This window comes from Citrobacter sp. MGH100, assembly GCF_001034465.1.
Lineage (GTDB): Bacteria > Pseudomonadota > Gammaproteobacteria > Enterobacterales > Enterobacteriaceae > Citrobacter > Citrobacter youngae.
In genome coordinates, this window is sequence record NZ_KQ089801.1 from 1244796 (window position 1) to 1266707 (window position 21912).

General features: G+C 51.3%; 22 protein-coding genes. 10 read left to right on the forward strand and 12 right to left on the reverse strand.

Translation table 11 applies throughout. From position 1 onward, the window contains the following. Window positions 1–121 precede the first annotated feature (121 nt). Window positions 122–913: a transcriptional regulator NanR gene (gene nanR / locus SK32_RS17560; RefSeq protein WP_048213441.1), complete on the reverse strand. Its 792-nt coding sequence runs from the start codon at window positions 911–913 to the stop codon at window positions 122–124. Between the two features lie 360 nt (window positions 914–1273). On the opposite strand from nanR, the gene dcuC reads away from it, so the two are divergent. Beyond that, complete coding sequence (dcuC, locus tag SK32_RS17565; protein ID WP_048213442.1) at window positions 1274–2641, forward strand: anaerobic C4-dicarboxylate transporter DcuC; 1368 nt, start codon at window positions 1274–1276, stop codon at window positions 2639–2641. Window positions 2642–2685: 44 nt separating this feature from the next. On the opposite strand, the gene sspB is transcribed toward dcuC, so the two are convergent. The 5 genes from sspB to zapE form a co-directional block, all read right to left on the reverse strand. Next, window positions 2686–3183 carry a ClpXP protease specificity-enhancing factor gene (gene sspB, locus SK32_RS17570; protein WP_048213443.1) on the reverse strand — a complete coding sequence of 166 codons (498 nt, stop codon included), beginning with the start codon at window positions 3181–3183 and terminating at the stop codon, window positions 2686–2688. Window positions 3184–3188: 5 nt separating this feature from the next. Then, complete coding sequence (sspA, locus tag SK32_RS17575) at window positions 3189–3827, reverse strand: stringent starvation protein SspA (protein WP_048213444.1); 639 nt, start codon at window positions 3825–3827, stop codon at window positions 3189–3191. Window positions 3828–4144: 317 nt separating this feature from the next. Next, window positions 4145–4537 carry a 30S ribosomal protein S9 gene (gene rpsI, locus SK32_RS17580; protein WP_003025138.1) on the reverse strand — a complete coding sequence of 131 codons (393 nt, stop codon included), beginning with the start codon at window positions 4535–4537 and terminating at the stop codon, window positions 4145–4147. Between the two features lie 15 nt (window positions 4538–4552). Next, window positions 4553–4981: a 50S ribosomal protein L13 gene (gene rplM, locus SK32_RS17585; RefSeq protein WP_003025141.1), complete on the reverse strand. Its 429-nt coding sequence runs from the start codon at window positions 4979–4981 to the stop codon at window positions 4553–4555. A gap of 218 nt (window positions 4982–5199) precedes the next feature. Continuing rightward, entirely contained in the window at window positions 5200–6327 is a 1128-nt protein-coding gene (gene zapE, locus SK32_RS17590) for a cell division protein ZapE (RefSeq protein WP_048213445.1), read from the reverse strand. Window positions 6328–6519: 192 nt separating this feature from the next. Between zapE and zapG the strand changes: the two genes are divergently transcribed. The 3 genes from zapG (at window position 6520) to degS (ending at window position 9611) form a co-directional block, all read left to right on the forward strand. After that, window positions 6520–6918: a Z-ring associated protein ZapG gene (gene zapG, locus SK32_RS17595; protein WP_048213446.1), complete on the forward strand. Its 399-nt coding sequence runs from the start codon at window positions 6520–6522 to the stop codon at window positions 6916–6918. Window positions 6919–7086: 168 nt separating this feature from the next. Then, a complete protein-coding gene (degQ, locus tag SK32_RS17600; protein WP_048213447.1) occupies window positions 7087–8454 on the forward strand; it encodes a serine endoprotease DegQ in 1368 nt (455 codons plus the stop codon). Between the two features lie 89 nt (window positions 8455–8543). Then, entirely contained in the window at window positions 8544–9611 is a 1068-nt protein-coding gene (gene degS, locus SK32_RS17605; RefSeq protein WP_048213448.1) for an outer membrane-stress sensor serine endopeptidase DegS, read from the forward strand. A 142-nt stretch (window positions 9612–9753) separates the two neighbouring features. Here degS and mdh read toward each other — a convergent pair whose 3' ends face one another. Then, on the reverse strand, window positions 9754–10689 hold the full coding sequence (gene mdh / locus SK32_RS17610) for a malate dehydrogenase (protein WP_040234161.1): 936 nt from the start codon (window positions 10687–10689) through the stop codon (window positions 9754–9756). A 436-nt stretch (window positions 10690–11125) separates the two neighbouring features. On the opposite strand from mdh, the gene argR reads away from it, so the two are divergent. Then, window positions 11126–11596 carry a transcriptional regulator ArgR gene (gene argR / locus SK32_RS17615; RefSeq protein ID WP_003025162.1) on the forward strand — a complete coding sequence of 157 codons (471 nt, stop codon included), beginning with the start codon at window positions 11126–11128 and terminating at the stop codon, window positions 11594–11596. Window positions 11597–11973: 377 nt separating this feature from the next. Further along, a complete protein-coding gene (gene yhcN / locus SK32_RS17620) occupies window positions 11974–12240 on the forward strand; it encodes a peroxide/acid stress response protein YhcN (RefSeq protein WP_005121357.1) in 267 nt (88 codons plus the stop codon). 49 nt (window positions 12241–12289) lie between these two features. Here the strand turns inward: yhcN and SK32_RS17625 are convergent, their stop codons facing one another. Then, window positions 12290–12574: a barstar family protein gene (locus tag SK32_RS17625; RefSeq protein ID WP_048213449.1), complete on the reverse strand. Its 285-nt coding sequence runs from the start codon at window positions 12572–12574 to the stop codon at window positions 12290–12292. Between the two features lie 418 nt (window positions 12575–12992). Here SK32_RS17625 and xapA point away from each other — a divergent pair, with 418 nt between their 5' ends. Genes xapA through SK32_RS17640 form a run of 3 tightly spaced genes read left to right on the forward strand, consistent with a single transcriptional unit; the run spans window position 12993 to window position 16043 of the window. Continuing rightward, window positions 12993–13826, forward strand: coding sequence for a xanthosine phosphorylase (gene xapA / locus SK32_RS17630; RefSeq protein WP_048213450.1), 834 nt, complete (start codon window positions 12993–12995; stop codon window positions 13824–13826). Between the two features lie 50 nt (window positions 13827–13876). Then, complete coding sequence (gene tsgA, locus SK32_RS17635; protein ID WP_048213451.1) at window positions 13877–15082, forward strand: MFS transporter TsgA; 1206 nt, start codon at window positions 13877–13879, stop codon at window positions 15080–15082. A gap of 58 nt (window positions 15083–15140) precedes the next feature. Beyond that, entirely contained in the window at window positions 15141–16043 is a 903-nt protein-coding gene (locus SK32_RS17640; RefSeq protein WP_048213452.1) for a LysR family transcriptional regulator, read from the forward strand. 40 nt (window positions 16044–16083) lie between these two features. On the opposite strand, the gene aaeB is transcribed toward SK32_RS17640, so the two are convergent. Genes aaeB through aaeX form a run of 3 tightly spaced genes read right to left on the reverse strand, consistent with a single transcriptional unit; the run spans window position 16084 to window position 19203 of the window. Then, window positions 16084–18054 (reverse strand): p-hydroxybenzoic acid efflux pump subunit AaeB, encoded by a 1971-nt coding sequence (gene aaeB / locus SK32_RS17645; RefSeq protein ID WP_048213453.1) that lies wholly within the window; start codon window positions 18052–18054, stop codon window positions 16084–16086. A 5-nt stretch (window positions 18055–18059) separates the two neighbouring features. Next, window positions 18060–18992, reverse strand: a complete 933-nt coding sequence (gene aaeA, locus SK32_RS17650) for a p-hydroxybenzoic acid efflux pump subunit AaeA (RefSeq protein ID WP_048213454.1) — start codon at window positions 18990–18992, stop codon at window positions 18060–18062. A gap of 7 nt (window positions 18993–18999) precedes the next feature. Next, window positions 19000–19203, reverse strand: coding sequence for a p-hydroxybenzoic acid efflux pump operon protein AaeX (aaeX, locus tag SK32_RS17655; RefSeq protein WP_003025177.1), 204 nt, complete (start codon window positions 19201–19203; stop codon window positions 19000–19002). A gap of 184 nt (window positions 19204–19387) precedes the next feature. On the opposite strand from aaeX, the gene aaeR reads away from it, so the two are divergent. Further along, on the forward strand, window positions 19388–20317 hold the full coding sequence (aaeR, locus tag SK32_RS17660) for an HTH-type transcriptional activator AaeR (protein ID WP_038634351.1): 930 nt from the start codon (window positions 19388–19390) through the stop codon (window positions 20315–20317). An 86-nt stretch (window positions 20318–20403) separates the two neighbouring features. On the opposite strand, the gene tldD is transcribed toward aaeR, so the two are convergent. Next, complete coding sequence (gene tldD / locus SK32_RS17665) at window positions 20404–21849, reverse strand: metalloprotease TldD (protein WP_003025183.1); 1446 nt, start codon at window positions 21847–21849, stop codon at window positions 20404–20406. Window positions 21850–21912: the final 63 nt, after the last annotated feature.

The window sequence follows — 21912 nt, forward strand, 5'->3', positions numbered from 1 at the left end:
GATGATTAGTGTTGTCTGACTGCATACCTTTATACCTGTTATACCAGATCAAATAAGCAGCAATACAATACAGAACGCTTATAGTGCGATCTGCTTCACTAAAAGATCGTCAGGATCGCGATTACTTACGCAATTTTTTACTTTTGCTGAAGGCGTGCCAGGTTGCGGAAACGCTATTGAGATGTTCTTGCAGTGCGCGGTCTGCTTCTTCAGGATCGCGCTGGCGAATCGCGTCGACAATAGCGATATGCTGCTGATAACTCACGTTATTGTGCTCATACAATTCTTGATCGGCGACGGCCGGACGGGCAGCTATTAACCAGTCTAACAGCGCAACATGGATCGCCATAAAGATGGGGTTGCCCGGGATCTCTGCCAGCACACGGTGGAAGTCAACATCTGAACGGATGAAGAGCGCATTGTCTTCCAGCGACTGACTGTTGATCTCCAGCGCTTTCGCCAGCCTGTCGATTTGCTCGTCAGTGGCATGCTCTGCGGCATAACGCACCAGGCTGGACTCAAAGAACAATCGCAGCTGCTCAAAATGGGAAATACCACCAGGATGTGAGAGGAAATCTTTCGCCATGCCGGACAGTTCGCTGATAATCGTATCGGCCGAAGGACGTGAAACGCGGGCGCGCTCACCGTTGTTAATTTGCACCAGACCTTTACGCTTTAACGCCGCCAGCGCTTCTCGTACAGAAGGACGGCCAACATTGAAAAAAGCCATCAGTTCTCGCTCTGACGGCAACTGTTCCCCTTCGCCAAATTCCCGACGGCGAATCATCTGTTCAAGTTCTTCCTCAACCATTTCAGACAGTTTTTTACGCGCCAGCGGGCGGCTGCGTAAGCTACGGCCAATGGTGGATGGAGAGTCTTCAGCTTGCGAATCAAATGCGTTCATAGGGTCCATTCAGCTAAGTCGTGGTGACAAATAACAGCGAGTTCATCGTAACACAGGATCGAAAGCAGGGTGAAATGGTGGTCTGTGGGGGATATGCTCATACCGATGATATATAAAATTCATATATTTAAATATGAATGATTGAGCGGACAGTTTTTTATTACCATGGGATAAAACTAACTTTATGAAATCTGCGAATATCATCTTTAAAATAAATCATAAGCCACTATTTTAAAACAAAAAATAACCAAACCTCGATTATAAAAACACGATATCCACTCCAAAACACATGCCAGAAAAAATATAACATCCGCATTTAAAACAGCGTTATTACCGGATTTATCTTCTTCTCTGGCATGGAGTGAAAAAATGTTCGGCATTATTATCTCTGTCATCGTTTTATTAACGATGGGTTACCTGATCCTCAAAAACTACAAACCACAGGTAGTACTGGCAGCAGCCGGGATCTTCCTGATGATCTGCGGCGTCTGGTTGGGGTACGGCGCACTGGTCGCCAGCGACAAAAGCAGCGGTTATCTGCTGGTCGATATTTATAATGAAATTCTTCGTATGCTCTCAAACCGGGCGGCCGGACTGGGGTTATCCATCATGGCGGTGGGCGGTTATGCCCGCTATATGGACAGAATGGGAGCCAGCCGGGCAATGGTCAGCCTGTTGAGCCGCCCACTTAAGCACATCCACTCACCCTATATTGTGCTTGCCGCGACGTATGTAATTGGTCAAATCATGGCACAGTTCATCACCAGTGCTTCCGGATTGGGCATGCTGCTGATGGTTACGCTCTTCCCAACGCTGGTCAGCCTGGGCGTGAGCCGTTTATCCGCGGTAGCGGTCATTGCCACTTCGATGTCGATTGAATGGGGCATTCTGGAAACTAACTCAATTTTCGCCGCACAGGTTGCGGGGATGAAAATAGCCACTTATTTCTTCCACTACCAACTTCCTGTCGCATCCTGCGTCATCATCGCCGTCGCCATCGCACACTTCTTCGTTCAACGCCGGTTTGATCAAAAAACACAACCAGACAGCACAGGCTTCAATGAACAAAAGACGCTGGAAGATGTGCCGCCACTCTATTACGCCATTTTACCGGTGATGCCGCTGCTCCTGATGTTGGGCTCGCTGTTGCTGGCGCATATGGGATTAATGCAGGCAGAGTTGAATCTGGTGGTGGTGATGCTAATGAGTTTGTCGCTGACCATGTTTGTGGAGTTTTTTCATAAACATAATCTGCGTGAGACTATGGATGATGTGCAGGCGTTTTTTGACGGCATGGGAACACAGTTTGCCAACGTCGTCACACTGGTGGTGGCCGGTGAGATCTTTGCCAAGGGTTTAACCACTATCGGCACCGTCGATGCGGTGATTAAAGGTGCGGAACACTCCGGGCTTGGCGGTATCGGTGTGATGATCATTATGGCCGTGGTTATCGCCGCCTGCGCAATTGTAATGGGATCCGGGAATGCACCGTTTATGTCATTCGCCAGTCTGATCCCGGATATTGCTGCGGGGCTGCATATTCCTGCGGTTGTGATGATTATGCCGATGCACTTCGCCACCACGCTGGCACGTGCGGTTTCACCGATTACCGCTGTGATTGTCGTGACATCGGGTATTGCTGGCGTGTCGCCTTTTGAGGTAGTAAAACGGACAGCCATCCCAATGGCGATAGGATTTGTGGTCAATATGATTGCCACTATCGCGCTGTTTTATTGATATCTGACGCAGAATGCAAAACAGGCCCGCAAGGGCCTGTTTGATTATTTCACTACGCGTAGCGCCGGACGCCCACCGCGAGGAGGCGGCGGTGTGTCGTCAGGATCGTCATCGTGATTATCCGGTTTATCGCCATCAATCACCGACATCACCGTTTCGTTTTCGCTCTCAGGCGCGACATCGTCATCATTGAGGCTGTCGACATCTTCGTCATAGGCCGCTTCAGGTTCAAACATCGTTCCTGCGCCGTTTTCACGGGCATAGATCGCGAGTACCGCCGCCAGTGGTACGGAAACGTTGCGCGGCACGCCGCCAAAGCGCGCGTTAAAGCGCACTTCGTCGTTTGCCAGTTCCAGATTGCCCACGGCACGCGGCGCAATATTCAAAACAATTTGCCCGTCACGTGCATATTCCATCGGAACCTGCACGTCCTGGAGCGTCACATCCACCACCAGGTGCGGCGTGAGCTGGTTGTCTAGCAACCACTCATAGAATGCGCGCAGCAGATACGGACGGCGTGGCGTTAACTGTGGCAAATCCATACAGGTTAACCCCGGCCCAGACGCATTTCACGTTCAGGCTCAGTCAGAGAAGCCAGGAAAGAGTCACGTTCAAAGACGCGGGTCATATACCCTTTCAGTTCTTTCGAACCTGCACCGTTGAATTCAATACCCAGCTGCGGTAAACGCCACAGCAGCGGCGCCAGGTAGCAATCGACCAGGCTGAACTCATCGCTCAGGAAATACGGTTTTTGACCAAAGACTGGGGCAATTGCCAGCAACTCTTCACGCAGACGTTTACGTGCAACATCGGCTTCAGATGCGGAACCGTTCACGATGACGTTCATCAGCGTGTACCAGTCTTTTTCAATACGCTGCATGTACAGGCGGCTCTCACCACGCGCAACCGGGTAAACCGGCATCAGCGGAGGATGCGGGAAACGCTCATCCAGGTATTCCATAATGATGCGAGATTCCCACAGGGTCAGCTCACGATCCACCAGTGTCGGTACGCTCTGATTCGGGTTGAGGTCGATCAGATCCTGCGGTGGATTGTCCTTCTCCACGTGCTCAATCTCGAAACTAACACCTTTCTCAGCCAGCACAATGCGGACCTGATGGCTATAGATGTCAGTAGGACCAGAAAACAGCGTCATTACCGAACGTTTGTTGGCAGCGACAGCCATGAAAACCTCCAGGTATATTCAGAATTTTTACTGCTACCAGCCACTATGTGACCAGCCAGAAGTGATGTCACCCAGATTCGGGAAAGCCATTACTGTTCAAAATACAAACAAAAAATGAGCGATACCGGACATTTGGGCAGAAAATTGGATGATAGTTTACCAGATTTTGTGACCTTTGTGGTGAGTCGATTCTGGAAATGGGGAAAAAGAGGTGGCAATCAGCGAATTACCGTGGTTCTACGCGGAGAAAATAACCATAAAAAAACCCGCCGAAGCGGGTTTTTTCGCAAATTGTCGTCTGCCGGAGCAGAGTACAATTAACGTTTGGAGAACTGAGGACGACGACGTGCTTTACGCAGACCGACTTTCTTACGTTCAACCTGACGAGCATCACGGGTAACGAAGCCAGCTTTACGCAGTTCGCCACGCAGGGACTCGTCGTACTCCATCAGAGCGCGGGTGATACCGTGACGGATCGCACCAGCCTGACCAGAGATACCACCACCTTTAACAGTGATGTACAGATCCAGTTTCTCAACCATGTCGACCAGTTCCAGCGGCTGACGAACTACCATGCGGGCAGTTTCACGACCGAAGTACTGTTCCAGAGAACGTTGGTTGATTACGATTTTACCGCTACCCGGTTTGATGAAAACGCGAGCTGCGGAACTTTTGCGGCGACCAGTGCCGTAGTATTGATTTTCAGCCATTGCCTATAATCCCGATTAGATGTCAAGAACTTGCGGTTGCTGTGCCGCGTGGTTGTGCTCGTTGCCAGCGTAAACTTTCAGTTTACGGAACATAGCACGACCCAGCGGGCCTTTTGGCAGCATGCCTTTAACCGCGATTTCAAGCACACGCTCAGGACGGCGAGCAATCATCTCTTCAAAGGTCGCTTGTTTGATACCACCGATGTGGCCGGTGTGGTGATAGTACACTTTGTCAGTACGCTTGTTGCCGGTTACAGCAACTTTGTCAGCGTTCAGAACGATGATGTAATCACCGGTATCTACGTGCGGAGTGTATTCCGCTTTGTGCTTACCGCGCAGGCGCAGAGCCAGTTCGGAAGCCAGACGGCCCAGAGTTTTACCGGTCGCGTCAACAACATACCAGTCGCGTTTTACGGTTTCTGGTTTAGCTGTAAAAGTTTTCATTAAAAGCTTACCCAAATAAATAAGTTACACGTTGGTGAACACCCAAACGTTTTGTCAGTTGAGGTTCACACGACATTGTCCAGCAAACCTACCCCTTCGAATAGCCTATGCCGGCGCATAGAAAGTTTTGGGAAAAAAACTCTCTCGTAACGTGGGGTCGCAAGATTATAGAGAAGTCAGGGTCAAAGATCGACCCCTTTATGTGATTTGCGGCAGGTTTAACCAGCTAAATGTTCCCGCTTCAGATACTCCTCGCTTTGCATCTCCTGCAAACGCGACAAACAACGCTGGAATTCAAACTTCAGGCGCTCGCCCTGGTAGATTTCATATAAAGGCGCTGCGGCGCTGACCACCAGCTTAACGTGGCGTTCGTAGAACTCATCCACCAGCGCGATAAAGCGTCGTGCCTCACTCTCCATCAGCGTCGTCATGACCGGTACATCAGACAGCAGCACCGTGTGGAACAGGCGCGACAAGGCGATGTAATCGTGCTGACTGCGAGCATCGACGCACAACGTAGTGAACGATACCGCCAGCGTCTGGTTCTCAACGGCCAGCGTCTGCATCGGGCGGTGGTTAATCTCCAGCGTCGGCGCGTGATCACCTTTCGCGCCCGCCAAGGCCAGCCAGAGCTTATCCATCTGCCGCTGCGTTTCATCATTAAGCGGGGACAGCCATAAGTGTGCCTGAGTTAACGTACGTAACCGGTAGTCAACGCCGGCGTCCACGTTCATGATGTCGCAATACTGTTTAATGGCTTCGATAGCGGGAAGGAAGCGCGTACGTTGCAAACCGTTACGATACAGTTCATCTGGCGGAATATTGGAGGTCGCGACCAGCGTAATGCCACGGGCAAACAGCGCCTTCATCAGACCGCCGAGCAGCATGGCATCGGTGATGTCAGAAACAAAAAACTCGTCAAAGCACAGCACGTCCGTTTCGGCCTTAAAACGGTCGGCAATGATTTCCAGCGGATCGCTCTGCCCCTGCAGGGCGGTAAGCTCTTCATGGACGCGCAGCATAAAACGGTGAAAGTGCAAACGCTGTTTACGTCCGCCCGGCAGGCTATGGTAGAACAGATCCATCAGCCAGGTTTTTCCACGCCCTACGCCCCCCCACATATACAGACCACGCACCGGCGTGTTTTCCTTCGGCTCACGCTTACCCAGCAATTTACCAAAGCGGGCCATCAGTCCACTCTCCTGCGCCGCTGGAGGTGTAATCGTCGTGAGCTCCTGGTAAATCGTTTCCAGTCGATTCACCGCTTCTTGTTGTACGTTGTCGGGTTGATGGCTGCCGTCGTTAAGGGCCTGCAGGTATCGCGATGTCGGGGAAAGGCTTTGCATGATGTTATTGTTATTCCTTGAGAATCGATGTGCCGTCGCTCACGGTTGACGAAAAAAAGGCCGTTCTACATTACGTGATATAAACACGGGATTCCACTTCTACGGGATTAGCGGTTATAGTGGCATAATCAGGCGCAGGCATGGAGCCTAAAGCCAACACCCTACGGAAACAAAAGACAACGGGAGATGTTCATGACCTGGGAATATGCGCTAATTGGGTTAGTCGTCGGTATCATTATTGGTGCTGTAGCCATGCGTTTTGGTAATCGTAAATTACGCCAACAGCAGGCATTACAGTATGAACTGGAAAAGAACAAAGCTGAACTGGAAGAGTACCGCGAAGAGCTGGTGAGCCACTTTGCCCGCAGCGCTGAATTGCTGGATAACATGGCGGACGATTATCGTCAGATCTACCAGCATATGGCGAAAAGCTCCAGCAACCTGCTGCCGGGCATGTCAGCGGAAAACAACCCATTCCGCAATCGTCTGGCTGAGTCTGAAGCGGGTAACGATCAGGCGCCGGTTCAGATGCCGCGTGACTATTCCGAAGGGGCTTCCGGCCTGCTGCGTAGTGGCGCAAAGCGCGACTAACTGCACATCGTTAAGAAATTTATGGGGCGCAGCAATTGCGCCCTCTGCTTCTCTTCCCGTCCCAGCTATTATTTAGTCGTTAGCCTCATTGTGACCAAACCGAAAATTCAATAACATCAAACTGTTTTGAATCATCTTCCGTTTACTCAAGGTACGAGAGCAGGATCCATGAAAAAACAAACCCAGCTGTTGAGTGCATTAGCGTTAAGTGTCGGGTTAACTCTCTCGGCGCCATTCCAGGCCGTTGCGTCGATTCCCGGCCAGGTCCCCGGACAGGCAGCGCTTCCCAGCCTCGCCCCGATGCTGGAAAAAGTGTTACCAGCCGTGGTTAGCGTGAGAGTCGAAGGTACCGCCACTCAGGGGCAGAAAGTCCCGGAAGAGTTCAAAAAGTTTTTTGGTGATGAACTGCCCGATCAACCTTCCCAACCTTTTGAAGGGTTAGGTTCCGGGGTCATTATTGACGCTGCCAAAGGCTATGTTCTGACCAACAACCACGTTATTAATCAGGCACAGAAAATTAGCGTTCAGCTGAACGATGGCCGCGAGTTCGACGCTAAGCTTATCGGCAGCGACGATCAGAGCGACATCGCTCTGCTGCAAATTCAACATCCCAGCAACCTGACGCAAATTGCCATTGCCGACTCCGACAAACTCCGCGTGGGTGATTTCGCGGTAGCCGTGGGTAACCCGTTTGGTTTGGGGCAAACTGCCACCTCCGGCATCGTATCGGCTTTGGGTCGTAGCGGGTTGAACCTGGAAGGTCTGGAAAACTTTATTCAGACCGATGCGTCTATTAACCGCGGTAACTCTGGCGGTGCGTTGCTCAACCTCAACGGTGAGCTGATTGGTATCAACACCGCCATTCTGGCGCCTGGCGGCGGCAGCATTGGGATCGGCTTTGCTATCCCCAGTAACATGGCGCGTACGCTGGCGCAGCAGTTAATGCAGTTTGGCGAAATCAAACGCGGCCTGCTGGGTATTAAAGGTACTGAAATGACCGCTGACATCGCTAAAGCATTCAAACTGGATGTACAACGTGGCGCGTTTGTCAGCGAAGTTCTGCCTAACTCAGGTTCCGCAAAAGCGGGCGTGAAATCCGGTGATGTTATTACCAGTCTTAACGGCAAACCGCTCAGTAGTTTCGCCGAACTGCGTTCACGTATTGCGACAACCGAACCGGGGACCAAAGTCAAACTGGGCCTGCTGCGTAACGGTAAACCATTGGAAGTTGAAGTGACGCTGGATACCAGTACATCATCTTCCGCCAGTGCGGAAATGATTGCACCGGCGTTGCAAGGGGCCACGCTCAGCGACGGGCAGCTAAAAGACGGTGCCAAAGGTATTCGAATTGATAACGTTGAAAAAAGTAGCCCAGCCGCACAGGCCGGCCTGCATAAAGATGACGTCATCATCGCCGTTAACCGCGATCGGGTGAACTCGATTGCCGAAATGCGTAAAGTGCTGGAAACGAAACCGTCAATCATTGCTCTGCAGGTCGTTCGTGGAAACGAGAGTATTTACCTGCTTTTGCGTTAACCTGGACAACCGGACATCAGCCCCCCGTGTGATGTCCGGTAAACTCGTGATATGCTGCTGCCGTTCCCTTTTTTAATGACGCCGCCATCATGTTTGTGAAGCTTTTACGTTCGGTCGCGATTGGTTTAATCGTCGGCGCCATTCTGCTGGCCGCGATGCCCTCTCTGCGCAAAATTAATACGCTTACCGCACCACAGTTCGACAGCACAGATGAAACACCTGCCAGCTATAACCCGGCAGTTCGCCGTGCTGCGCCTGCCGTGGTCAACGTGTACAACCGCAGTATGAACAGCACGACGCATAACCAGCTTGAGATCCGCACGCTCGGTTCAGGCGTGATCATGGATCAGCGCGGCTATATCATTACCAACAAGCACGTCATTAATGATGCCGACCAAATCATCGTCGCATTGCAGGATGGGCGTGTCTTTGAAGCGCTGCTTGTTGGCTCCGATACCTTAACCGACCTTGCGGTGCTGAAAATCAACGCAGCAGGCGGGTTGCCGACGATCCCGATTAATAACAAACGTGTACCGCATATTGGTGATGTCGTGCTTGCCATTGGTAACCCGTACAACCTTGGGCAAACCATCACTCAGGGGATCATCAGCGCAACGGGGCGTATTGGCCTGAACCCAACGGGCCGGCAAAACTTCCTGCAAACGGATGCCTCCATTAACCATGGTAACTCTGGCGGTGCGCTGGTTAACTCTCTGGGTGAGTTGATGGGGATTAACACACTGTCGTTTGATAAAAGCAATGATGGTGAAACGCCGGAAGGGATTGGCTTTGCCATTCCGTTTCAGTTGGCGACGAAAATCATGGATAAGCTGATCCGCGACGGGCGCGTTATTCGTGGCTACATCGGCATCAGCGGCCGCGAAATTGCACCGCTGCACGCCCAGGGCGGCGGGATGGATCAAATTCAGGGGATTGTGGTTAACGAAGTGGCACCGGATGGCCCGGCGGCCCAGGCCGGAATTCAGGTCAACGACCTCATCATTTCGGTAAATAATAAACCGGCAGTATCAGCGCTGGAGACCATGGATCAGGTCGCTGAGATTCGCCCCGGTTCGGTTATCTCCGTGGTCGTGATGCGCGATGACAAGCAGTTGACGCTGCAGGTCACGATTCAGGAATATCCGGCGACGAACTAACGCGGATATAAAAAAACCGGAAATCATCCGGTTTTTTTAACATTTCGATGGGCTTGTAGGCCGGATAAGGTGTTTACACCGCATCCGGCATCTGTATGCCTGATGGCGACGCAAAACGTCTTATCAGGCCTACCGAAAAGAGTTATTTAACGAACTCTTCGCCCAGCGTGATATCTTTCTTCAGCGTATCCAGCATGCCTTCCAGCGAGCTTTGTTCGAACGCGCTCAGTTTACCGATGGACTGACGTTCTTCTACGCCATTTTTGCCCAGCAGCAGCGGCTGAGAGAAGAAGCGAGCATACTGGCCATCGCCTTCAACGTAAGCACATTCCACCACACCTTTTTCGCCGCTCAGCGCGCGAACCAGTGACAGACCGAAACGTGCTGCAGCCTGACCCATAGACAGGGTTGCAGACCCGCCACCGGCTTTTGCTTCCACAACTTCAGTACCCGCGTTCTGGATACGTTTGGTCAGGTCAGCCGCTTCTTGTTCAGTGAAGCTTACACCAGGAATTTGTGACAGCAGCGGCAGAATGGTCACACCAGAGTGTCCACCGATAACCGGGACTTCAACGTCGCCAGGCTGCTTGCCTTTCAGTTCCGCCACAAAGGTGTTGGAGCGGATGATGTCCAGCGTAGTTACGCCAAACAGTTTGTTCTTATCGTATACGCCTGCTTTTTTCAGCACTTCAGCAGCGATAGCAACGGTCGTGTTCACTGGGTTAGTGATGATACCGATACACGCTTTCGGGCAAGTTGTAGCAACCTGCTGCACCAGATTCTTCACGATGCCAGCATTCACGTTAAACAGGTCAGAACGGTCCATACCTGGTTTACGTGCAACACCCGCAGAAATCAGCACCACGTCAGCACCTTCCAGTGCAGGGGTCGCATCTTCACCGCTGAAGCCTTTGATTTTCACAGCAGTAGGGATATGGCTCAAATCAACGGCCACACCAGGCGTTACTGGAGCGATGTCGTACAGGGAGAGTTCTGAACCTGAAGGCAGTTGGGTTTTTAACAGTAATGCTAGCGCCTGACCGATACCACCAGCAGCGCCGAGGACTGCAACTTTCATCCTAAACTCCTTATTATATTGATAAGCAAAATGTCTATTGCTCCGCGGCGGCGACCTTAATTCACAAATCCAACGAATTCAATAACCACGCGTCAAGAATGCGTAGTCACGCAAATTTGGCTTTTATGCATTTAACTTACGTAAAATAAAACCTAAGTTACGTAATTCAAAACCACTCGCACAGTAGAGCAACTTTCCAACAGGTGCTGACAATATACCCTACAGCCATCTCAAAACAACATCAATTTGATAACATTTAATTTACTTTTAATCTTATTTGCGAGCCGTGACACAGGCATGTTTCTTGATAACGAAATTTGATAAAATTCCGCTCTTTCATAACATTATTTCAGCCTTGAACGAGGCAGACCGTTTGCATAAAAATTCATCTGTATGCACAATAATGTTGTTTCTACCGCCATATTACGGGTGACTTATGCGAAGCTCGGCAAAACAAGAAGAATTAGTAAAGGCGTTTAAAGCGCTGCTTAAAGAAGAAAAATTCAGCTCTCAGGGCGAAATCGTCCTCGCGTTGCAGGATCAGGGCTTTGATAATATCAACCAGTCCAAGGTTTCACGCATGCTGACCAAGTTTGGTGCCGTGCGTACCCGCAATGCGAAAATGGAAATGGTGTACTGTCTGCCTGCAGAGCTGGGAGTCCCGACAACGTCAAGCCCGTTGAAAAATCTGGTGCTGGATATCGACTACAACGATGCCGTTGTCGTTATTCATACCAGCCCAGGCGCTGCGCAGCTAATTGCCCGCCTGCTGGATTCACTGGGTAAAGCAGAAGGTATTCTTGGAACGATTGCTGGTGACGATACCATCTTCACCACACCGGCCAAAGGTTTTACGGTCAAAGACCTGTACGAAGCCATTCTGGAACTGTTTGAACAAGAACTGTAATCCCCTTCCCCGTCACGCCCTGTGGCGGGGAAAAATCTCTCTTTTCTGCTCCCCTTCTCAACTTTCCACTACCGAACATTTAACAAATAGTGCGTTTCACCGCCAAAATACATTCACACAGTGAATGATCCCAATCAAAAACGCACAATTTGCAAAATATCATATCCTCATGAATTTATTGATTTTATTTTCAAAAATAAGTTCTAACCTGTATTTTTAATTCCATATAGTTATAAAAAAAATTTTTTTTAACACTTGATTACCATAGAAACAATTAGCGTGGTATTAATTTATCACGTGATTAGTGTATACTTGATTTTGTGATGAGGGTCACGAAACAAAGACCCCTAGTAAAAGAATTCGACGAGGTAAATATCATGAAAATCAAAACCACTGTTGCAACTTTAAGCCTTCTCTCAGTTCTCTCTTTCGGTGCAAGCGCCGCTGTTAATCAGGTGAACTCGCAAGAAGCACAGAATCTGCAATCCATGGGTACCATCTCTGTATCTCAGATCGGTAGCTCACCAATGGATATGCGTCAGGCAATCGCCGCTAAAGCAGAAAAAGCGGGCGCCAGCAGCTATCGTGTCACTGAACTCCGTGAAGGTGCTCACTGGCATGCAACCGCAGAATTGTACAAATAAACCCTCGTCGTCTAGTCCGACGACTTGCCCCCGCCTGCCGGGGGCTTTTTTATACCTGTTTTGAGTGACGAACGTTAAAGCGTAACTGTCCTTCGAGCTCTTCTTCTGCTTCATCGAACAGTAAAATCAGCGCGCCATATCGCCTGCGTAACTTATCCGGTAAATGAACAAATTCGATTTCCAGAGGTAAAGGCAAGATTTCCCCAACCACAACCTCCCACAAAGAATCTAAATCAACCACCTTTTCCCGGGCCAGACCGAATGTACGTGCAAACTCACGGTAGAAATCACTCTGATTTTCAATCTCGTCAAAATCAAACGTATAGATATTCATCTATAGCCACCATCCCGACGCCAGTTACTCCACAGACCACCGATATGCAGGGTCTTCCTCAACCTGTTTCCCCTATCCCGCCAGCAAAATTTTATGTTCCTGCGGTCCAGGCATCGTTTACCACCCCCAGCTAAATACTCGTCTTAAGTATAGCCCTGCCTCAGTGTGCGTAATACGTCAGGAATGAACTGTTCATCGTTTAGACAAAGAGAGATACATCACATTTTTGTGCAATCCTATGACTGCGTTTCGGAAACAGTATGAAACAGGTTGGCCATAACTTTCTGAAAAATAATAGATCCGATATTTATCTGATTTTTTCAATATAAAAATCATATCAATAACCGCATTTATCATATTGGATTTGTAATTGAAGCCTCCACAAAATGCATGCAACTAAATAGTCTCTGGAGTCGATATGTCCATGTCTGTTGTCAACGATACCCCGTATGAAGCGGCTGAAATTCTGCGTTCTGCAAAACCCAATTTTCATCCACGTATCGCTCTGATACTTGGGTCAGGTCTGGGGGCTCTTGCCGATCGCATGGAAAATAAAACCACGCTTTCATATCAACAATTACCTGGGTTTCCGGTCAGCACTGTAATCGGCCATGCCGGGGAAGTGGTGATGGGAACGCTTTATGGTATCGACCTCATCTGCATGAAGGGACGTGGGCATTTTTATGAAGGGCTGGGAATGGGCATCATGACCCATGCCGTACGTACCTTTAAACTGTTGGGCTGCGAATTTTTATTCTGTACCAACGCCGCGGGTTCGCTGAACGTAGATATTCCTGCAGGTAGTCTGGTCGCCCTCAACGATCACATCAACACCATGCCATCTACCCCACTTGTCGGGCCGAACGATGAACGCTTTGGTCCTCGCTTCTTTAGCCTCGCTAACGCATACGATCGCGAACTGCGCCAGCAGCTTCACGGTGCCGCAGAGCAGTTGGGTATCACGCTTCATGAAGGGGTTTTTGTCTCTTATCCTGGACCTAATTTTGAGACGGCTGCGGAGATTCGCATGATGCAGCGTATGGGCGGCGATGTCGTCGGTATGTCGGTGGTACCGGAAGTGATAGCTGCACGCCACTGTGGCCTGAAAGTACTGGCCGTTTCAGCCATCACAAATATGGCTGAAGGTCTCAGTGATGTTGAGCTTTCCCATGAACAAACGCTGAAATGCGCTGCCATGGTAACCGAAGATTTTATTCGTTTGATCAGCCAGTTCCTCAAGCAGTACGCCTGATCGTGGTTCCGTAGACGGACAGGTCGTCCTGCTCCGTCTGGAGAAAAGTTATGCCAGACAATCAGTTTTCTCGCGCAAATCTCAATGCCGTTTCGTACCTGAGCTATTACTTTGTTGGCGCACTGGTGTCGACACTGGGGATTGTGCTTGGGCCACTTTGTGCCGCTTTTCATAAAGACCCCAGCTTTATCGGGCAGGTCTTTACTCTGATGAACATCGGAATGTTTGTGCCTATTATGCTTGGCGGCATTCTGATGAAAAAATGGGGGCTGAAAAAACCATTAGTTATTGCTGCAACGCTCACCGTGATTATCAGCGTAGTACTTTTTATCCAACCAACCTTAACGCTGTTTAGCGTTGCAGTGGCCGGAATTGGTGCCTGCGGGGGCGTGTTTATGACCATCGGCAGTTATCTGGTGGTCCGTATTAATCCCGATGAAAAGAGCCGCTCTTCCAGCCTGATTTTTACCGATTTCTTTTTCAGCTTTGCCGGAGCAACCCTTTCCTTACTGTTAGCCTGGATGTTTAAACTGGGTGCCAGTTGGATTGCGATGTATGGGATTATGGGCGGTCTGGGCGCGTTGATGTTGGCACTTACCCTGCGTTGTCGCTTCCCATCGACAGAGGCTGCGCAGCCGCAGCAACACGAGAAAACGGAAGAGTCAGAACCCTGGGGGATCTCTGTCTATTTGATCTGTTTTACTCTCTTTGCTTTCCTGCTGGCTGAACCCATTTTTACCATGTGGACACCGGGCTACCTGCAATCGCGTTTTACACTTCAGGCGCAGGATGCCGCGCTATTCACTACTGTGTATTGGGTGACGAAAGCCATTGGCCTGTTCCTGAATCAGTTCACCGTGAAATGGATGAAACTGCGCACTTTCCTGCTGATCTGCGCAAGCATTGGTCTGGTCTCTATTGCGCTAATTGCCAACAGCAACAATACCACGCTGATTCTGATAGCGTGCGGCGTGTTGGGTTTCTTTAACTCCGGTTTATTCTCCGGCCTGATGAGCTATGGTTCACTGCAGGTGAGTCGCAGTTCACCAACCTTGATCTCCGCCTTGTTGACGTGCGGCACAGTGGGCACGCTACTGTTTGCCAGCGTCTCCTCCATGGTAAACAGCCACTTTGGTCTGCAGGGTGCGGTGAATACGTCAACTGTCGCCTATTGTGTGTTACTGCTGACGCTGGTTATCGCTGTCACCTGCAGCCAGGCCGAGCGTCTCGCCCGCCCGCCATCCGCTGCGGTTTGACAAGCTTTGGGGAGGACGGCATGATGCCGTTTCTCTCCCTCTCTTACGCGTAACCAGCATGATTGATCTCCAGGCCAATAGCCGAATTCGTCTTCGAACATTGCGTTATTTTCAGGTTCTCGCTGACGAGCTGCACTTTGGCCGGGCCGCGGCCCGGTTAAACATCTCTCAACCGCCGTTGAGTATGCAGATTAAAGAACTGGAAGAGATCCTTGAAACGACGCTATTTGAACGTACCAGCCGTAAAGTGGTTCTCACGCGAGCCGGACAGGTATTGAAAACGGAAGTCGATCGTATCCTGAGTACCACCGATCAATCCCTCAATTATGTGCGGCAGATTGGCCGTAGCGAACATCAGCATTTCAACATTGGGATAGTCGGTAGCGCATTGTGGGGAACGCTGCTGACACGTCTAAAGGACTTTAAGAAGCAACAGCCGTACGTAAACTGGAGTTTGCAGGAGCTTTCCCAACATCAGCAAATTGAAGCCTTGCATGCCCGGACGATTGATATTGCGATTAGCCGGAACGTACTGCCCCAATCCGAGACGAATATTCGTAGCCAATTGATTTCCCGCGAAGCGGTTGCTCTCGCCGTACCTGAACACGATCCTCTCTGCCAACACCAAAGCGTCTCACTGGCGATGCTCGCTGAACGCCCCATCATTTCGCTTTCATTCAATCAAAGCAATTTCGCCCGTCAGGTACATGACCGCTGTGTTGAGGTAGGATTTTATCCTCTGATTACCCACCAGGTTAACGAACCGCAAACAGCGCTGGCGCTGGTTAGCGCAGGAATTGGTCTCTCTTTGCTGCCAGAAACCTGCGGATTGATCCACTGGCCAGGCGTTCGTTTCTTACCGTTGAATGACCCTATTCCAGCCGATCTTTATGCCTACTGGTACGACGAACAGCTCTCCACATTAATGAACGCGTTTATCATGACATTACAGGGGCGGTAAAACTGAAACCGGAAGAGATATCCTCTTCCGGTTAGATGAGTTATGAATTGCTGGTCAGCGCATGCTGGTATTTGTGCAACATTCCCGTGAGTCGTTTCACTGGCTCCGTCACCTGAGGCGGGGCTTCCCAAAGCGTTAATTTTTCCTGGTAGATATCAAGCTCCTCCAGCAACTGACCAAAGTAGCGTCGGCGTTTGTCATCATTGACTGCAGAAATAACTTGATCGGCGGTACGGCGAAGCTGGCGATGAAACGCCGATAAATCGTCGTTTACCGGTACAGGCGCATCACGTAAACGCTGGTGAGCAATAATCATCGTCAGTGCCAGGCGGAACTTTGCCAGATCACCGGGGAATTTGTTCATCAGTAAAAACAGCTGCTGATACAACGCCGGAAGGTGGTTTTCTTTACGGCGCACAACATTGGTGGTCATTGCGGAAACCGCTGCCGACACAAACTGGTTAAGCAACACACGACCTGTTCTGTCACGCGAGTTATCCCGCACCAACAGAATAACGATAAACGCCAATACGCAGCCGACAATCTGCCCCAGTGCACTGTCGAGGAACTGACTAAAGTGGAACGTCATCGGGTTATCAAGCACGATAATGTTAATGGTGCTCGCCAGCGCCCCCATTGAGCCCAGACGCCGCTTCTGCACCTCAATACCCAGAAAGAATCCCAGCACCGCCAGACTCAGACACAGCAACAACATGCTTTGCTGGGTATTGGGGATAATCACCAGAAAATAGAGCGCCCCCAGCGGCAATGCTGCCAGCGTGCCATAGATAAAGTCGATGGCCACCATGCGGGGGTTAGGCAAACGCATGGCCAGCGAGGTGACGACTGCTATCATGACCATCGCGCCGCTACCTGATGTCCAGCCGGTCCACAACCAGAATAAGGTTCCCAGCACACAGGACAGCGTAGTACGCCAGAAGTTGACCAGCGCATGGTGATGTTCGGCGGATTCCACCTTCACCACCGGTTCGCCTTGCAGGATCTCTTCTTCAATAGCGCTAATTTTGGTATTGCTGACCACACCGCGTTTCAACAGCAGGTAGCGCGTCGCCGCGCCGGCCCAGCTATAGATCGTCACTGGCGTATCACGCTCACCGGTCCAGACAATCACGCGGCGCATCCGCTTCAATTGTTTATGTACGTCCTGCACCGTTTCAACCGGCGTATCAAACAACTCGCGGAAGGTATCTGTAATCAGTTCTGGTCGCGTATTCTGAATAAGATAGGTTTCGCAGGACTGCGTGATGAGTGTGAGCGACAGCGTATTCAATGCCTTGAGTCTACGATTGGCGCGCACCCAGCGTGAGGATTCCATGTTCAGGTTGCTGCGCATACCTTCAAGCGCCGCCGTACGACGAACTAAAGCGCCCCAGGCCTTGTCCACCTCTTCGCTATCGCCATGCTTTATACACAGTTGCATAAGCTGATATTGCGCCACCAGAAGACTGTCTAACTCGACATCTATCTCCTGTTTCACTGAACGGGGCGAAAAGAGCAGGTCGGCGATGATAGCGCAGACAATCCCCATCACAATCTCGCTGCAGCGTTCAAGCGCAAATTGTGGCGTCAGCAGAGGCTCCGCCTGAATGGTAATGACGATAATCAGAGCCGTGTAACCCGAAAGCCCCCAGGCATAGGAGTTTTCGATCTTTACCAGTGAAGAGATCCAGGTACAAAAACCGGCCCAGATACAACACACCAGGATCATCAATAGCGGGGCGCGGATCATGCTGATGATAATGATCAGTGCGGCAATACAGCCGATAAATGTCCCGACAATACGCAACATGCCGCGATAGCGGATAGCGCCTGAATAAGGTTCTCCGCCAGCGGCAAAGGCAGGGCCTGCCGCCACAATGGCTGCGGTCAGTACCGCCCAGCGAGGGGTCTCAAGCTGGAAGTGAAAGCCAACGAACAGCGCCAGTACAATCGCGCAGGCCAGTTTTACCGCAAAGCGGATATGCTGGTTGGCAATGGAGAAAATACCCATCGCGATTAACCAAACTCGCGCAGGCGATGCGCCATTTTACGGAAGAAAGATTCCTGGCTGGCATCGCGATCCTGCTTGCCGGTAATGACGACGGTCGCCGTCGTCCCGGCAGGCCACAAGGTTCCCTGCTGCTCATCAAGACGAATTCGCACCGGCACGCGCTGCGCCAGACGCACCCATTCAAGATTGGAATCAATGGTCGCCATACCCTTTGCGTCCCGCGTGCTGCTGGCATTCGTTACGCCAGCCGCCACGCTATCAACGGTGCCTTTCAGCACATTATTACTGCCAAGCGGGGTGATTTCAGCGCGATACCCTGGGCGAACGCCTTCCAGTTTGGTCTCTTCCATATACGCCAGTACATAGAATGAGTGCTGTTTTACCAGTGCCACCGCCGTGGAGCCGCGCGTAATAAATTCACCGCTATAGACGTTCAGGTTAGTCACCCATCCGTCTGCAGGCGCACGGATAACGGTACGTTCCAGATCTAATTTTGCCAGGTCGCGGGTCGCTTGTGCTTTCGCAAGCTGGTGTAATACGGTTTGCAGGACGTTGTTGGACTGGTCGATCTCTTCGCGAGACATAGCCTGCACGCCCAGTCGGTTACGACGACCGGCCTCCTGGCGTTTTTCCTGCGCCAGAACCTGATAATAAGCGACGTCAGCTTCGGCCTGCTCAAGGGCTTTCTTATAGCGTGGCTGGTCGATGGTGAACAGGATCTGATCCCTTTTCACCAGTTGGTTATCATGGATGTTAACGTTGGTAATAAGCCCCGCAACATCCGGCGCAATCGCGACGACATCGGCGCTGAAACGCGCATCACGCGTCCACGGCGACTCGGTGTAGAACACCCATGCGCGGAAAATAGCGATGAAGGCCAGAATGACCAGTATCACGGTAATGGCCGTGCGGGAGAGTTTTCTTGTTAGTGTTTTCACTTCAACCTCAAACGAACAGGCGCGTTATTAAGTAGAACAGACAGCAATACAGCGCAGTGTTAAACAGAGCCGGATGCCAGACAAAATCATAGATGCCAGTCGGAACAAGCACCCGGCGCACCAGCCAGAAAATCGCCAGTGACAAAAGTAATTCGAAAAAAATCGGTGGGAAGGACAGACCAAACACCACGATAACGGGAAACAGACTCATGTTGACCTTGGTAACGTAAGAGAGTGCAGATGATAGATTTTCTAGCGTATGTCACCGCAGAGAAGGGCAAGGATGAGCCAGGCGAGAGCGACATAGCCGTTATTTGAATAATAATATATTAACGTAACTGTTATGCTGTTATCTATATTATGTGATCTAAATCACTTTTAAGCCAGAGTGAACAATGGAACGATTAAAACGTATGTCGGTGTTCGCCAAAGTTGTCGAACTGGGCTCCTTCACCGCCGCCGCAAGACAGCTACAAATGAGCGTTTCATCGATAAGCCAGACGGTCTCAAAACTGGAAGATGAGCTACAGGTCAAGCTGCTAAACCGCAGCACGCGTAGTATTGGGCTAACTGAAGCCGGTAAAATTTATTATCAGGGCTGCCGCCGGATGCTGCACGAAGCGCAGGATGTTCACGAGCAACTGTATGCTTTTAACAACACGCCCATCGGCACGCTGCGCATTGGTTGTTCTTCAACCATGGCACAAAATGTCCTCGCCGGACTGACCGCAAAAATGCTCAAAGAGTATCCTGGGCTGACGGTAAATCTGGTGACGGGAATACCGGCACCCGACCTGATTGCCGACGGTCTGGACGTGGTTATCCGCGTGGGTGCCCTGCAGGACTCCAGCCTGTTTTCACGTCGTCTGGGGGCTATGCCGATGGTGGTCTGCGCGGCAAAAAGTTATCTCGCCCAGTTTGGCGTCCCGGAGAAACCCGCCGATCTCAGCAACCACTCGTGGCTGGAATACAGCGTGCGTCCGGATAATGAATTCGAGCTTATCGCCCCGGAGGGCATCTCTACCCGCCTGATCCCAGAGGGACGTTTCGTAACTAACGATCCGATGACGCTGGTACGCTGGCTGGCCGCAGGCGCGGGCATTGCCTATGTACCGCTGATGTGGGTGATCAATGAGATCAATCGTGGCGAAGTGGAGATCCTGCTCCCCCGCTACCAGTCGGATCCGCGTCCGGTGTATGCGTTGTATACCGAAAAGGATAAGCTGCCGCTCAAGGTGCAGGTGGTGATTAACTATCTGACAGACTATTTCGTCGATGTGGCGCAGCTGTTTCAGGGAATGTACGGTCGGGGAAAAGAGAAATAAAAAGAGTCCAGGCCGGATAAGGCGTTGACGCCGCATCTGGCAAGATGCCCGATAGCACTGGTGCTTATCGGGCCTGAATCATGATGTTACGCGGTGCCACCTACGGTCAGGTTATCCACCTTCAGCGTCGGCTGGCCCACGCCAACCGGCAGACTCTGTCCTTCTTTACCGCAAACACCCACGCCGTTATCCAGTTTCAGGTCGTTACCCACCATCGAAATCTGCTGCATTGCTTCGATACCGGAGCCTATCAGCGTCGCGCCTTTCACCGGTTTGGTCACTTTACCGTTTTCAATCAGATACGCTTCGGAGGTAGAGAAGACGAATTTCCCGGAGGTGATATCCACCTGGCCACCGCCGAAATTAGGCGCATAAATACCGTATTCAACGGATTCGATGATTTCCTGCGGCGTGGATTTGCCCGGCAGCATATAGGTGTTGGTCATACGCGGCATGGGCAGATGCGCGTAAGATTCACGACGACCGTTACCCGTTGGCGCCACGCCCATCAGGCGCGCATTGAGTTTGTCCTGCATATAGCCTTTCAGAATGCCGTTTTCGATCAGCACGTTGTACTGACCCGGCGTTCCTTCGTCATCAATGGCTACTGAACCACGACGATCAGCCATCGTGCCATCATCAACGACGGTACACAATTCTGACGCCACCAGCTCACCCATGTGACCGCTGAATACCGACGTGCCACGGCGGTTAAAGTCACCTTCCAGACCATGACCGACCGCTTCATGCAGCAGAACGCCCGGCCAGCCAGCGCCGAGTACCACCGGCAGCGTACCGGCAGGCGCGGCTACCGCAGAGAGATTGACCAGCGCCATGCGTACGGCCTCTTTCGCCCATGCGTCAGCACGAACTTCGCCATCAAGGTCGCCAAGGAAATAGTCATAGCCAAAACGACCGCCGCCACCGCTGGCGCCACGCTCGCGTTTGCCATCCTCTTCAACCTGTACGCTTACGGACAAACGCACCAGAGGACGGACGTCAGCGGCCAGCGTACCGTCGGTCGCCGCCACCAGAATCAGTTCATACACACCGGTCAGGCTCGCCGTCACTTCCTGCACACGCTTGTCGGCGGCACGCGCCACGCTGTCTACGCGGCGCAGAATATCCAGCTTCTCTTCGCGGCTCATGCTCTGCAGGGGATCTACTGAGGTATAAAGCGCCTGATGCTCTACCGCCCCCAGCGTTTTTACTTTGCCATCACCGCTGTCGCGCACGATAGTACGCGCGGCATGAGCACTTTGCTCCAGCGCCAGCAGGCTAATCTGGTCTGCATAGGCAAACCCGGTTTTTTCGCCGCTGATGGCGCGCACGCCAACGCCCTGATCGATATTGTAAGAACCATCTTTAATGATGCGGTCTTCTAAAACCCAGGATTCGTGATAGCTCGACTGAAAATAGAGATCGCCGTAATCAAGACGGCGTTCGGCCAGTTGGCCCAGGATGGCAAACAGATCCTGATGTTTCAGGCCATTCGCCGCTAGCAATTGTTCACTTACCAGGTTCAGACTCATCGTTTTGCTACTCATTAGTTACTGTTGTAGGCCTGATAAGACGCGCCAGCGTCGCCATCAGGC

Excerpts from the sequence above, each read along its gene's own strand:
- nanR (WP_048213441.1), bottom strand. The coding sequence starts at position 913 with ATGGACCCTATGAACGCATTTGATTCGCAAGCTGAAGACTCTCCATCC.
- dcuC (WP_048213442.1), top strand. The coding sequence starts at position 1,274 with ATGTTCGGCATTATTATCTCTGTCATCGTTTTATTAACGATGGGTTAC.
- sspB (WP_048213443.1), bottom strand. The coding sequence starts at position 3,183 with ATGGATTTGCCACAGTTAACGCCACGCCGTCCGTATCTGCTGCGCGCA.
- sspA (WP_048213444.1), bottom strand. The coding sequence starts at position 3,827 with ATGGCTGTCGCTGCCAACAAACGTTCGGTAATGACGCTGTTTTCTGGT.
- rpsI (WP_003025138.1), bottom strand. The coding sequence starts at position 4,537 with ATGGCTGAAAATCAATACTACGGCACTGGTCGCCGCAAAAGTTCCGCA.
- rplM (WP_003025141.1), bottom strand. The coding sequence starts at position 4,981 with ATGAAAACTTTTACAGCTAAACCAGAAACCGTAAAACGCGACTGGTAT.
- zapE (WP_048213445.1), bottom strand. The coding sequence starts at position 6,327 with ATGCAAAGCCTTTCCCCGACATCGCGATACCTGCAGGCCCTTAACGAC.
- zapG (WP_048213446.1), top strand. The coding sequence starts at position 6,520 with ATGACCTGGGAATATGCGCTAATTGGGTTAGTCGTCGGTATCATTATT.
- degQ (WP_048213447.1), top strand. The coding sequence starts at position 7,087 with ATGAAAAAACAAACCCAGCTGTTGAGTGCATTAGCGTTAAGTGTCGGG.
- degS (WP_048213448.1), top strand. The coding sequence starts at position 8,544 with ATGTTTGTGAAGCTTTTACGTTCGGTCGCGATTGGTTTAATCGTCGGC.
- mdh (WP_040234161.1), bottom strand. The coding sequence starts at position 10,689 with ATGAAAGTTGCAGTCCTCGGCGCTGCTGGTGGTATCGGTCAGGCGCTA.
- argR (WP_003025162.1), top strand. The coding sequence starts at position 11,126 with ATGCGAAGCTCGGCAAAACAAGAAGAATTAGTAAAGGCGTTTAAAGCG.
- yhcN (WP_005121357.1), top strand. The coding sequence starts at position 11,974 with ATGAAAATCAAAACCACTGTTGCAACTTTAAGCCTTCTCTCAGTTCTC.
- SK32_RS17625 (WP_048213449.1), bottom strand. The coding sequence starts at position 12,574 with ATGAATATCTATACGTTTGATTTTGACGAGATTGAAAATCAGAGTGAT.
- xapA (WP_048213450.1), top strand. The coding sequence starts at position 12,993 with ATGTCCATGTCTGTTGTCAACGATACCCCGTATGAAGCGGCTGAAATT.
- tsgA (WP_048213451.1), top strand. The coding sequence starts at position 13,877 with ATGCCAGACAATCAGTTTTCTCGCGCAAATCTCAATGCCGTTTCGTAC.
- SK32_RS17640 (WP_048213452.1), top strand. The coding sequence starts at position 15,141 with ATGATTGATCTCCAGGCCAATAGCCGAATTCGTCTTCGAACATTGCGT.
- aaeB (WP_048213453.1), bottom strand. The coding sequence starts at position 18,054 with ATGGGTATTTTCTCCATTGCCAACCAGCATATCCGCTTTGCGGTAAAA.
- aaeX (WP_003025177.1), bottom strand. The coding sequence starts at position 19,203 with ATGAGTCTGTTTCCCGTTATCGTGGTGTTTGGTCTGTCCTTCCCACCG.
- aaeR (WP_038634351.1), top strand. The coding sequence starts at position 19,388 with ATGGAACGATTAAAACGTATGTCGGTGTTCGCCAAAGTTGTCGAACTG.
- tldD (WP_003025183.1), bottom strand. The coding sequence starts at position 21,849 with ATGAGTCTGAACCTGGTAAGTGAACAATTGCTAGCGGCGAATGGCCTG.